This window comes from Thalassobacterium maritimum (assembly GCF_031127805.1).
Classification (GTDB): Bacteria; Verrucomicrobiota; Verrucomicrobiia; order Opitutales; family Coraliomargaritaceae; genus Thalassobacterium; species Thalassobacterium maritimum.
In genome coordinates, this window is record NZ_JARXHW010000046.1 from 21384 (window position 1) to 34152 (window position 12769).

At 56.1% G+C, this 12769-nt stretch carries 11 protein-coding genes; 4 read left to right on the forward strand and 7 right to left on the reverse strand.

The genetic code is table 11. The features are described from left to right. Positions 1-3: 3 nt before the first annotated feature. Entirely contained in the window at positions 4-756 is a 753-nt protein-coding gene (locus QEH52_RS15635; RefSeq protein ID WP_308951700.1) for a sulfite exporter TauE/SafE family protein, read from the reverse strand. Between the two features lie 49 nt (positions 757-805). Here QEH52_RS15635 and truA point away from each other — a divergent pair, with 49 nt between their 5' ends. Beyond that, positions 806-1546, forward strand: coding sequence for a tRNA pseudouridine(38-40) synthase TruA (gene truA / locus QEH52_RS15640; RefSeq protein WP_308951702.1), 741 nt, complete (start codon positions 806-808; stop codon positions 1544-1546). 141 nt (positions 1547-1687) lie between these two features. Then, the gene (locus tag QEH52_RS15645) at positions 1688-2179 is read left to right on the forward strand and encodes a MerC domain-containing protein (RefSeq protein ID WP_308951704.1); all 492 of its coding nucleotides are present in this window, start codon (positions 1688-1690) and stop codon (positions 2177-2179) included. 659 nt (positions 2180-2838) lie between these two features. Here QEH52_RS15645 and QEH52_RS15650 read toward each other — a convergent pair. The 3 genes from QEH52_RS15650 to QEH52_RS15660 all read right to left on the reverse strand — a co-directional run bounded on the left by QEH52_RS15650 (position 2839) and on the right by QEH52_RS15660 (position 5946). Then, positions 2839-3273 (reverse strand): Fur family transcriptional regulator, encoded by a 435-nt coding sequence (locus QEH52_RS15650; RefSeq protein ID WP_308951705.1) that lies wholly within the window; start codon positions 3271-3273, stop codon positions 2839-2841. 83 nt (positions 3274-3356) lie between these two features. Continuing rightward, positions 3357-5435 carry a TonB-dependent receptor gene (locus QEH52_RS15655; RefSeq protein ID WP_308951706.1) on the reverse strand — a complete coding sequence of 693 codons (2079 nt, stop codon included), beginning with the start codon at positions 5433-5435 and terminating at the stop codon, positions 3357-3359. A 133-nt stretch (positions 5436-5568) separates the two neighbouring features. Continuing rightward, on the reverse strand, positions 5569-5946 hold the full coding sequence (locus tag QEH52_RS15660) for a hypothetical protein (RefSeq protein ID WP_308951708.1): 378 nt from the start codon (positions 5944-5946) through the stop codon (positions 5569-5571). 129 nt (positions 5947-6075) lie between these two features. Between QEH52_RS15660 and QEH52_RS15665 the strand changes: the two genes are divergently transcribed. Next, positions 6076-7383, forward strand: a complete 1308-nt coding sequence (locus tag QEH52_RS15665) for a DNA recombination protein RmuC (RefSeq protein ID WP_308951710.1) — start codon at positions 6076-6078, stop codon at positions 7381-7383. A 226-nt stretch (positions 7384-7609) separates the two neighbouring features. Further along, positions 7610-7903 (forward strand): Smr/MutS family protein, encoded by a 294-nt coding sequence (locus tag QEH52_RS15670; RefSeq protein ID WP_308951711.1) that lies wholly within the window; start codon positions 7610-7612, stop codon positions 7901-7903. A gap of 193 nt (positions 7904-8096) precedes the next feature. Here the strand turns inward: QEH52_RS15670 and QEH52_RS15675 are convergent, their stop codons facing one another. The 3 genes from QEH52_RS15675 to QEH52_RS15685 all read right to left on the reverse strand — a co-directional run bounded on the left by QEH52_RS15675 (position 8097) and on the right by QEH52_RS15685 (position 12475). After that, a complete protein-coding gene (locus QEH52_RS15675) occupies positions 8097-9569 on the reverse strand; it encodes a TrkH family potassium uptake protein (RefSeq protein ID WP_308951712.1) in 1473 nt (490 codons plus the stop codon). Between the two features lie 3 nt (positions 9570-9572). Then, the gene (trkA, locus tag QEH52_RS15680) at positions 9573-10922 is read right to left on the reverse strand and encodes a Trk system potassium transporter TrkA (protein ID WP_308951714.1); all 1350 of its coding nucleotides are present in this window, start codon (positions 10920-10922) and stop codon (positions 9573-9575) included. Between the two features lie 623 nt (positions 10923-11545). Next, positions 11546-12475, reverse strand: coding sequence for an aldose epimerase family protein (locus QEH52_RS15685; RefSeq protein WP_308951715.1), 930 nt, complete (start codon positions 12473-12475; stop codon positions 11546-11548). Positions 12476-12769 lie beyond the last annotated feature (294 nt).

Below are 12769 nucleotides of genomic sequence, written 5' to 3' on the forward strand. Positions count from 1 at the left end.
GCATCAAGGGAGTATGAGTTTTATGCCGCCCACGATCACAAAAAACCAGATCAAAGACTCAAAGGCTTTTTGGTTGATATGTTTCACGATGTGCGGCGCGATCATTGCCCCTAAGACGGAGTATAGCATGAAGCTGGCGCTAAACTGTATCGATTCCACATGTATGATGCCCAAATCCATCATCAGTGGCACTTTCACCAGGTTCGCCAGCAGGAAGAACCAAGCCGAGGTGCCAATGTAAGCATATTTCGGCAGACCGGAGGCGATGAAGTAAAGCGCGGCCACCGGACCCGCGGCATTGGCGACCATGGTGGCAAAGCCGCCAATGATGCCGGTGCTGCCGATAAATACGGGGTGCTGAGGTAGGGTATCGATCTCGGTCGCATGACGGCGTAGCCATTTGCGGTAGAAGTGCACCCCGGTCATGCTGAGTAGAATCAGCCCGATTAAAAAGCGCACCTGCGCATCGTCGACGCGGCTGAACACGAAGTAGCCGACCAAGATTCCAGCAAACATCCACGGGGCGAGTTTCCAGATATAAGACCACTCCGCGTGGCGACGGTAGACGATCACCGCGATGATGTCGGCCGAAATTAAGATCGGCAGTAAGATGCCCACCGATGCCTTGGGCGGCAGTGCCAGCGCCATTAGCACCACCGTGATATTGCCGACGCCGGGCAGGCCGCCCTTGCCCAAGCCCACTAAGAAGGCGCCTAGAGCGATCAGTCCATATTGCCATAGTTCGAGTGTGTCCATCGTCGCGAGCCTTGCATTCCGCGCCGCTTTGGCAAGAGTGCTTCAATCTATGCGATGGAAATGTATATGCGCCTATGATGGCACCGATTTTGATGGCTGGCAGCGCCAGCCGGGCGGCGAAGCTGTGCAAAATTATCTCGAGCGCGCGCTCTCGCAGATCTTTGATCAGCCGATTCAACTGCAGGGCAGCGGCCGCACCGACGCGGGCGTGCATGCGCGTGGTCAGTGCTTCCACTTCGATGCCGACTGGGCGCACGCTCCGGAAAAGCTGATACGTGCCTTGCACTCGATCTTGCCGACTTCTTTGAAGATTCATTCGGTCAAGCAGGTGAGCGAGGACTTTCATGCGCGCTTTTCCGTGACTGGTAAGCGCTACCTCTACCGCTACTATCTGGGCCGTGCCGATCCGATCGACGACCGCTACGTCTGGGCCTGCCGCGATCTGCCATTGGACGTCGAGGCGATGCAAGCGGCCGCCGACATTCTGGTCGGCACTCACGATTTTTCGGCCTACAGCGCCAGCCACGGTAAGGATAGCGACCCCAACCCAGTCAAAACCGTCACTCGGCTGCAGATCAAACAGAGCGGTAAGCACCTGCGCCTGGATGCCGAAGGCAGCGGCTTTCTTTATCGCATGGTGCGCAGCTTCGCAGGCGCACTGCACTCGGTCGGCCGGGGGCAACTGAGTCCTGCTGATATCGGCGAAATTCTTGCTTCCAGGCAGCGCACCCACCGCATCGTGACGGCGCCCGCCAAGGGTCTCTTTTTGGATAAGGTATTCTATCCTTAAGTGCGGAGGGGCGCTGTGCCCTGCGTAGCTCGAAGAGCGAAGCACGGGTGACGGCGCCCGCCAAGGGTCTGTTTTTGGATAAGGTTTTTTATTGAAAGAAACTTGCAATAAAGGATTTCTTGATAACAGTCGCGTCTATCTATGGAAAATGCGACAGTAAGTACATGCCGTAGCCACGGCTGGCTCGATCACCTTGCGATAGGAATGGCAGCGGTTTGCGCCTTCCATTGTTTGTTGACGCCGATTCTCGTGATCGCGTTACCGATCATCGCAACGAGCTTCTTTGTGCATGAGGATTTCCATTTATGGATGATTCTGCTGGTGCTGCCGACGACAGGTTTTGCAGTTTTTATGGGTTGTCGTCAGCACAAGGACCGCTGGGTGGCGGTATTCAGCGTCATCGGTCTTTCGATTTTAGTTTTTTCCCTGGTGCAGGAGCGTTTGCACAGTGCGGGGCAGATGGAGGCGGCGAATGAAGCGGCGCATTGTTCAGCTTGCGCGGGCGATGTGCTCGCAGAGCCCGCTCCACTGCACAGCGCGGCATGGATCAATACGCTGGGCGGCTTGACTCTAGCGAGCGCGCATATTCGCAACTTCCGGCTGTGCCGCAAGCGTCGTTGTCAGCACGATTAGAGCTGAGACCAGCGCGACTCACGCCGCTCCCCAAAACGAAGTTTTGAGGTTACCAGTGGAGTGGCCTCGGTTCTCTGAACCGGGGAGGAGGAGGCGGTGGCCTCGGTTCTCTGAACCGGGGAGCGGTGGGGATTGGGAACGTCGAACATCGAACGTTCAACGTCCAACTTCGAATAATGAACCTTGATTCAGAAACCAGAAGCCAGTCACTGTGAATCAGTCAGTTATGAAAATCACGGCATGCGCCATTTTGGCGAGACAGGAAGTGCCATCACTGATTGATATTCATCTCTTGCCTCTGATATCCATTCGAAAAAAGTTTGGTCCTAATAGATATGTCTTTTGTAACCTCGGTTCTCTGAACCGGGGCGATGCCGATCGCCCCCGACTGTGTCCTGCATAGCCGAAGGCGACGCACGGAAACAAAGTTTCGAGGCTACGCAAAGCCCAAGCTTATAGATCATATATTCTTAGAAGTGGTATGACATCTGTCTTCTGACTGCTTTGTCTAAGTTGAACGCATTAGAGATTCATCATTCGACGTTCGATGTTGGACGTTCAATGTTCAATCTGCCTCAAGACATGAGTCTTCAAGCGGCTCCTTACTGTGGCCTCGGTTCTCTGAACCGGGGTAGCTGTCGTGGAGCAGGGCCGCGCGGCTAGGGCCTCGCGCACTCGTCGCACACGCCATAGACTTCCATCATGTGGGCGATCTGTGAGTAGCCGTGCGCTTGGGCGCGTTTCACGACTTCGTGCCCGACACAGACATCCAGCCGCTCGGCTTTGTGGCACTCGCGGCAAATCAGGTGGTGGTAGTGCTCGTCGGGCGCTGTCAGTTCGAAGAGGTGGGTGCCGTTTTCCAAGGGCACGCGTTGCAGCACGCCGAGCTTTTCAAAGGTTTCCAGGTTGCGGTAGACCGTCACCAAATCAGACGCGGGCAGCTGCCCGCGTTCGCGTATTTCTTCCGCGCTGGCCGGACGATCCATACTCAGGAGTGCCCCTAGCACACATTCGCGTTTTTTTGTCATGCGGCCGCCAGTCGCCTTGAGGCGTTCCAGGATGATGTCCAATAACTCAGGTTTTTCTATACTCATGCGGCTTCCCTAAAAAAAAGAGCCTGATCGGATATTCAGTCCGATCAAGCTCTTTTGAAAGTCGCGGTTTTCGCGCGGGGGGATTAAAACTCCATGCGTGCGCCGATTGTGACATTACGCCCGGGCAGTGGGGCTACGTCCTTGATGTAGGAGGTGTGATGTCGGATTTCTTCATCCAGCAAATTGTTGGCCTGGGCAAAGAGTGTCAGATCGATACCGCTGCCGAGCTGGAAGGTATAAGCGAGGTCTGCTTTGAGTTCGGTGTAAGCATCGGTTTCGGTTTCCAGCGGCGCGGTGTCGTTTTGCTCGAACGCATGACGTAGCAGTAAGCCGGCATCCCACTTGCCATGAGCCCACTGGATCTTTCCGCCCATCCGTAGGGGAGGGATGCGGGGTAAGTTATCGTTGCCGTCACGATTTTCTGCCCGCACGAAGTCACTCATCAGGCCGACTTGTAATTGGCTATCTTCTGAGCGAAAGAGGATGCGGTTTAACTCTGCTTCAAATCCATAGAAGTTGGCATTTACATGGTCGTAGGCGTAGACATCCAGTTCGCTCACAATACCGAGCGCGGTTGCGTCGGCTTCAGCCGCGTAGATGTAATCCTCGAAGTAGGTGTAGAAGAGCGATGCGCTCGCTTCCCACTTGTTTCCTTGATAGCGATAGGTCAGATCTACGCCGTAGGCGGTTTCCAGCCCTAAGTTTGCATCCCCACGCTCATATTGGCTAGTGGCTATGTGTTCGCCGTCAGCATAGAGTTCGGTGGAGGTGGGATGGCGCTGTGAGCGTTGTAAGGAGAGTGCGAGCGAGTTGCGCTCATTGATGTCGTAGATGATGCCTACGGCTAGGCTCATGGCCATGTCGCTGTAGTCGGTGGTGCCAGCCGCATTGATTTGCTGGGTTTCTAGTCGACCGCCGAACTCATAGTGCCAATCGCCGTGGTGAATGTGTTCGCTGATGAAGATGGCTTGATTGCGAGTTTGAGTGGCAGGGCCGAAGGCGGCGCCCTCTTCGCCTGTGGCTTCGAATTCGGTATCAGAGATCTGAATACCAACGATGCCCTCGTCGATGATTGACCATTCGTAGTGCGCCGCTTCGGCTCGCAGCTCCAAGCCATCACGTTCGAATACGGTGCCTGTTTCATCGCCTTCAAGCTCGATGTGCTGGTAGTCGGTGTATCCGAAGCGGACGCGAGCAGCCTCGATCCAGGCAATCGGATCGAAGATTGCGAGTTCCAGATCGAAGCGCTTACGTTCGAGATCGATGGCGACGCCCTCTTCTGCGTGTTCGTCCTCGTCGTCATGGTCATGATCGTGATCATCTTCCTCTTCTTCATGTTCGTGCTCATGTCCTGGCACGCCATAGTTCGAGTTGTAAGATGAGAAAGATGCGCCGATATAGTTCTGCTCACCAAAGGACCAGCTACCCCCTACGGAGTAGTAGTCCGTTTCGACGAAGCTACTGCCTAGTTCGTCACTGCTCGCTTCTTCGTGCTCATCATGATCGTGCGCTTCTTCGTGAAAGGCTTCGGCGTCGCCGGCGATTTCATAGTTGTCGGCATTTCGTTTGAGGCCTGTCACGCTGAGTGTCCAGTGTTCGCCGCCGATGGTGCCGTAGCCGAGGTGGGTCTCTCCGTTGGATACGCTATCGTAGCGGGTTTCGATGGCCCCTTCGTAGCCTGTCGAATCGACGCGTTCGCGTGGGATTTCTTTGCCCATAACATTGACGACTCCGCCGATAGCGGAGCTGCCGTAGAGCAGGGTGGAGGGGCCACGTAGTATTTCTACGCGGTCCGTGAGTAGTGGTTCCACGGAGACTGCGTGGTCAGGGCTGGTTTCAGACACATCGAGTGAGCCGAGTCCAGCCTCCAGAATGCGCACACGTGGGCCGTCAAAGCCGCGAATGATCGGACGGCTGGCACCGCCACCAAAGCTGGTCGCGGTCACACCAGCTTGTCCATCGAGCAGCTCACCGAGACTGCTGCCGCCTTCTTTTCGAATGGCGGCTTCGTCGAGCGAGGTGAAAGGGCTGCTATAATCTTCGATTGCCCGAGCGACGGGTCCTGCGGACACGATATACTCCTTGAGCTCGTAAATGGGCGTATTGGCGACTGAATTATTGTCCGCGTGAAGTGTTGTGAGAGCGCACGCGAGAGCGCTCATTGAAAGCTTTTGATGAAATTGCATGTGATATGAGTACTGACTTGTTTGACCGGCGAGCCGGCTTCCGGGAGGCGAGCCCAAACCATGTTATCGCGCTTTCTTCGAAAAGTGCGTTGGCATCGGTCGTCTGGACTTAAACAAGAGGACTCAAAGGCGGGGCACGTGAATGAAGCCGGATCGGGGCTTGGCCACACCAGAGACTTTCCATTTCGATGGATACGGTCGATAATAGCTGGTTTGTCCGCTCTGGTGTAGTGAGCGGTATGATTGCACTGCAACCAGTCGCTAGAAATGTGACCGCACAGACGTGTGTGTCATTTTCGGAGTTAGATCGCTTGTCATCCGCAGCATCGTCTTGCCCCGCGCAGGCATGCTCACAGTTCTGCTTGCCGTGTAGGTAATCATGCAGGTCTGCACTACTCGAGGCGAGTGTGAGCAGCACAATCAATACGACCAATGCACCCGAGAGTAATCGGGTGATGGGGTGCTTGGATTGTTTGCTGCTTAACATGTGATCAGGTATTGATTGGTTGTGTCAGCATGAAGCGCGTTTCTTTTACTAATGCAAGTAATTTGCGATAAAATGTCTTATCGCAGAATTGCCGTTGCCAGTTACGGCAAAGCGCGCTGAATATTCCATATGGAAATACTTCTCACGCTACTGTGTGGTGTCGTGCTGGGGGCGGCGATTATCTACCTCGCTCTCAGCTCAGTTCTCAAGCGTACTCAGCGCTCAGTGGATGCGCTAGAAGCGGAGTGCGATGCTGTGCGTGCGGCCCACGGTGCAGCCGAGCAGGCCTTGGCCCGGTTGGAAGCGCAACGCGAGGCAGAACTCCGTGCTGCTGCGGAAAAATTAGCACTGCTTCAGGATGCGCAAACTCGTTTGCAGGAGAGTTTCAAGGTGCTTTCTTCGGAGGCACTGGCTAAAAACAATGAGTCTTTTCTGAGCTTGGCGAAGACTGCACTGGAGAAGTATCAAGCGAATGCACTGGGTGATTTAGATAAACGGCAGGCGGCGATTCACCAAACTGTCGAGCCTGTCAGCCTGGCGCTCAAAGCTTTTAACGAGCGGGTGGAGCGCATCGAAGAACGCCGCACCCAAACCGATGCTGGTCTAAAACAGCAACTGCAACAGCTGGCTGAGTCGCAGGTGCAGCTCAGTAAGACCACCAGTAGCCTGGTGCAGGCGCTGCGCGCGCCGCAGGTGCGAGGTCAGTGGGGCGAAATGCAGCTCCGTCGCACCGTCGAAATGGCGGGCATGGTCAATCGGGTGGATTTCTTAGAACAGGCCTCGGTCGATACCGCCGATGGCCAGCGGCAGCGCCCCGACATGTTGATCAATCTACCCAACGGTCGCCAGGTCGTGGTCGATTCCAAGGTGCCGCTGGCCGCCTACCTCGACGCCCTCGAAGCCGACGACCCCGCTGTGCAGACCGCTCGCATGCAGGCACACGCCCGCCACATCCGCGAGCACATCAAGGGGCTCTCCGCCAAGTCCTATTGGACTCAGTTTGAGAACACGCCCGAGTTTGTCGTGCTCTTCATACCCAACGAAACCATCTTCAGCGCCGCGCTGGAGCAAGACCCCGCACTGATTGAGCTGGGAGTGGACAACAAGGTCATCCTCGCCACGCCCACCACGCTCATTGCACTGCTCAAGGCGATCGCCTTCGGCTGGCAGCAAGAAGCCATCGCCCGCGAGGCCAAGGAGATCGCCGCCCTGGGCAAAGAGCTCTACCAGCGCATCAGCGTCGTCACCGGCCACTTTACTAAGCTCGGCAAAAGCCTCGAGCAATCCGTCGGTCACTATAATAAAACGCTCAACTCCATCGAAAGTCGCCTAGTGGTGACAGCTCGGAAGTTTGAAGCCTTAGACAGCGCCGCCCCCGAGCCCCTCCCCGAGCCAAAAGGCATCGAAAAGATCCCAATCCTGCCACAAGGCGACTAGTGCCAGAGCCCGGGAACGCAACTCTCCCGAGTTGCCGCGCGTCAGAGTCAGCTCCCGCAGCGAATACGTCCGACAAGTCACCGTTATGGCATTCAGAATACTGGGACCGCTATATCCGTAACGAAAAACACTTTCACGATGTGATCGCCTACATCGAGCAAAACCCTGTTAAAGCTAAACTCTGCGCATCACCGAGCCAATGGCGTTTTAGCAGCGCCTACCAATCATGAATCAAGAGCCCAACGACGACCCCATCGAGTTCGAAATCACCGACGAGCTCGACCTCCACACCTTCCGACCCTCTGAGCTCGGCGACCTAATACCCGATTACATCGAGCTCGCTTTGGAAAAAGGCTATCATCGAGTGCGCATTATCCACGGCAAAGGCATCGGCACCCTGCGCGAGTCTGTGCACACACTTTTAAGGCGCGACACACGCGTTAAGAGTTTCCAGCTAGCCGACCCGAGCGAAGGCAGCTGGGGCGCCACCATAGTGCAGCTCCGCTGGAAGAAGGAATGAAAGAACGAAGGAACGTTGAACATCGAACGTCCAACATCGAATTTTGAATGTAGGACTCCGCCATCGGGTGTTCAAAGCGAGGGGAGAGTTTCGTCAGTCGGGTGCTAGTCTCCCGCAGCCCTGATCGCAATTCACCATTGGACGTTGAGCGTTGGACGTTCGACGTTCAGTTCCTCCTCCGTTCTCCCGTTTCCTAGGAAAAGCGTTTCCAAGCCGAGGGCATAAACAGCACCAGCACCGCGTATAGTTCCAAGCGTCCCAAAATCATTAATAGCGATAGAAAGATCTTGGTGCTGCTGCGCAGAAACTGAAAATTCTCGGCTGGGCCGACTTCCATGAAGCCGGGGCCGATGTTAAACAGGGTCGCTTGCACACTGGAAAACACCCCCATAAAGGACAGGTGCGGCTCATTGGCCGAGACAAATAGCATGGCCAGCAGCTGCAGCGCGGTCATTAAGATCACAAAGAGCACCACACTATGAATGGCGCGCTCGCTCAGCGTCTGTCCGCCCATGCGCATCGGAATGGTGATATTCGGCCGGTAGGCGTGCGTGATACTGCGCATCGCAGCCCGCAGCGCGATTACGATCCGCACCACCTTCACCCCGCCACTGGTGGAGCCGGAGCAGCCGCCCACAAACATGATCAGTAGCAAGGTCATCTTGGCCGGAGGCAGCCAGGTGTCAAAATTCGTAGTGGAATAGCCGGTGGTGGTGATGATCGAGACCGCTTGGAAGGCCGCCACTCGTAGCATGTTGTGGTCGGGCAGTTGGCCGGTCAGGTCAATCAGGAACACCATGAGTAGCAGTGTGCTGCCAATCACGATGGCATAAAACCAATAGACCTCGTGGTTTTGCTTCAATATATGCGTCTGCCCCCGTATTAGTCGGATCATATACACAAAAGTGGTGCCACTGAGCGCCATGAATACGATCGAGAGCCACTCCAAGACCGGGCTTTGAAATTGTTCCATGCTCATCGGCTCGGTGCTGAAGCCTCCGGTCGAGATGGTGGTCATCGAGTGATTGATCGCCTGGAACCAGTCCATGCCGCCGACTTTATATGCGATCGTGCACACCAGAGAAATCCCTACATAGAAGAGCATCAGCTGAAAGGCGCCACTCTGAATGCGGCCGTGGTCGAAGTCCGACGAGGTGCCCGAGGACTCATTACTAAACAGAATTTTCGCGCCGGCCCCCAGCGAGGACAAGATGGCCACGAAAAATACCACTACGCCCAAGCCGCCCACCCACTGACTCAGCGAGCGCCACAGCAGCAAGCTCTTGGGGAACTCATAAAAGTTGGAATAGGCGGTCGCCCCGGTGGTGGTGAGCCCCGAGGCGCTTTCAAAAATCGCATCCGAGAAGCTGCCATGCGTCTCCGTCAATGCATAGGGCAGGGCACCGATGAGTGTCGCCAGGATCCATGCCAGCCCAATCGCGCACAGGGCCTCGCGCCGAAACAGTTTCGCTTCCCCCTTGCGGCCGAGCATGTGGAAGAGTGCGGCCACGCTGATCGATATGCCCACCGTGCTGATAAAGGCCTGAATCGAATCGTCGTGGATGGACTCGCCCAGCAGGAGCCCCGCTCCCGCGCACAGCCCAAAGGCCACCGCCAGGGCCAGCAAGACCATGCTCAACAGTTTGTAGATAATTGCAGTATTCACAATTTATACCAAGCTCGCCATCACGGCTTTTTGTTGTGCTTCACTCACGATCACCACCACCCGGTCGCCGGCCAGGATGATGTCGTCGGCGGCGGGCACCTTCGCTTTGAATTTATGCAAGAGCGCCACAAAGACCGCTCCCGGTGGCAGGTGGATGTCTTTCACCATCTTGCCCACGCAAGGACTCGAGTGCTTGATGCGCACTTCCACGATCTGGCCATCCCCGCCCGGCACGGTCGCCAAGGTGGCACTGGAGTCCGCGGACAAGTTGCGCAGCATAAATTCCGCCGTCGCTTGGCGCGGCGAGACCACCACCTCGATGCCCAGCATCGTTTTCAAAATGCCCAACAACTGGTCGTAGTCCCCCTTATTGATCACCAACTGCACATGATTCGCTCCCAGCTTGGCCGCCTGTAGACAGGTCAGGATGTTTTCTTCGTCATCCTTGGTGCAGGCCACAAAATAATCCGCACTGCCGATTTGCTCCTCTTCCAGTAAGCGCAGCGAGGTCGCATCGCCATTAATCACCGTGATGTCGGGAAAGCGCTCCGCCAGCGAGCGGCACTTCGCCTTGTCTTTTTCGATCACCCGCACCTTGAAGCGCGGATTCGTCAGCAGTCGGATCAGGCTGATCGCCGTCTCACTGCCTCCGAAGAGCACCACCCGCGCCACGTCGATCTTATGCTTCGGGTCGAAGCGCTCGCGCAAGGTAAACAACACTTCCGGATGCCCAAACAATGTCACCATGTCGCCCGCCTCCAGTATCGTGTCCGCACTGGCCACCTCCGAGTGCCCATCGCGCTGCACGTAGCCGATCCGCACCCGCGAGTCCAGTTTCAGGTCTTTTAACTTTTTGCCGACCAGACGCGAGTTTTTCGCCACCTGCTGCTGCTGCACCTCGATTTGACCGCGCGCAAAATTCTCCACCGCCACTCGGCCCGCACTGCGGATCTCCTTGGCCAGCTCCACCGCGCAAATCGCCTCCGGGTTCACCAGCAGGTCGATTCCGAAGTGCAGCTGATAATTAATCACCGAGTTGTCGCTAAAGGTTTCGTCATGGATGCGGGCAATCGTATTTTTGGCCCCCAGCCCCTTAGCCAGCGAGCAAGAGATCACATTCGTGCGGTCATCACTCGTCATGGCCAGAAAGGCATCGCAGGAGGCCACGTCCACATCAACCAACTGGCGCGCCGAGCTGCCGTTGCCCGTGATGATGCGCGCATTCTGTTCCTCGTCCAGCTTCTCACAGCGCACTTCCGATTGCTCGATGAGAGTGACGTTGTGCCCCGCTGCGGACAGCGTCGTGCACAAATTATGGCCGACTTCTCCGGCGCCTATAATGATAATCTTCATAAAGGAAAAACGCGCATATTGACGCCCCTGCCCAGCATTTCCAGAGTAATATTCAGCCCAGATTTTGGGCGTCTTGAGCAGAGCCAGCGGGAACGTGGGAACGTGGGAACCTGGGAACGTCGAACGTTCAACGTCCAACATCGAATGTTGAATTTCTTATTCGATGTTCAGCGTTCAATATTCGATGTTCAATGTTCAGTCCGCGTTCCGCGTTCGTCTCTTACGTAGCCTCGGCTTCCATCGCGCCGTCAGTGCCACGTCGCTCGCCTGCAATACACGCCGCCAGCGGGAACGTGGGAACATGGGAACGTCGAACGTTCAACGTCCAACATCGAATGTTGAATCTCTTATTCGATGTTCAGCGTTCGATGTTCAATGTTCGATGTTCAGTCCGCGTTCGTCTCTTACGTAGCCTCGGCTTCCATCGCGCTGTCAGTGCCACGTCGCTCGCCTGCAATACACGCCAAAGCAGCCAGCGGGAACGTCGAACGTCGAACATCGAACGTCTAACATCGAACATCGAATAAAGCCGATTCACCATTGGACCCATGCTTCGCCTAAAGGCTACGCAGGGCAAGCAGTTGAACGTTGGACGTTCGACGTTCCCAAATTCAGCTGCCGTCTTAGACCTGCATGCTGACTTCCACTCCGAAGCGGGCACTTGCGCCCGCGGGCACTGTATGCAGGCCTTTTTTGTGTTCCGGAGCATTCGGCGGGCCCATCCACGGCTCCACACAGTAAAACGGGCTGTCCGCCGCTTCCGTCCATATCACAAAGGCATTCCAGGGCGAGCGAGTGTCGGAGTCGTTCAATATACGCACCGCGATGTCCTCGTCGCCGCTGTTGGGACCGAATACCGCCGTGTCGCCCTTGAGCGCAGTGTAGATTTGATCGCAATTGGCAGGATTTCCAAACGACTTGTCCTTGTTCCAGCCGCGCGGCGCCGGCTTCAGCGAGCCATCCGGCTCGTGAGTGAAGCATTTTTTGGCCGGAATTTCAAAGCGGTAGTCGCTGCGCTGCTGTCCCTCATGCCAGGGCAGGGTGAAGTAAAAATGGTGCCCCGCCGACCACACGATCGGCTCGTCGCCCAAATTGTCCAGCTGCAAAAAGACCTTAAACGAGGTCGCTTCGAAGACATAGCGCACCGTGAAGCGGTAATTGAAAGGGTAGGCCTCCGCAGCCGCCGCGTTCGGTTTCAGTTCCGCGGTAAAGCCGGTCTCATCCGCCGCGACCATTTCGAATTGCCCATCCCGCGCAAAGCCATGGACTGGCATCGGCCGCACCACGCCCTTGGGATCCTTCCATTCACCGATTTTCCCCTCGTTGAAAGTGCGTGCCGAGAAGGGGAACAAGATCGGATTGCCGCCCCGCACTTTCGGGAAGCGATCGTAGTCCGCATCATCGGGCCAATGGATCACATCACGGATGGAGCCGTCCGCCATTTCCAGATTCCAGTTCATCAGGCGTGCGCCCAGTTCCGGGCGCGCCAAAAAGGTCGAGGGCCCACAGCTCCAGCGATGCAAGCGCACCCCATTATATTCGATCGTTTCCATCGCTCCGTTCTAAGCACAGCCCCCCGATAAAAGAAAGCCGAAAGCGCAGCCAAAACGAGCAGGCGCGCAAGCACGCTGCATCGCGTCCTGTGAAACCGAGGGAACGTCCAACATCCAATGATGAATGATTTGGCTACGTAGCGGGGTTCTTTAGACCCCGTTCCGCATTGTGTGCGTGCGTGCTCTGCGAACTCTGCGATTAAGATTTGCGTCGGACTGGATCCCGGCCCGCCAGAACCGAGCCTAAAGGACTCGGCTACATTGCTCATCAAAGGTGGCGTGCTCGCTTACGAG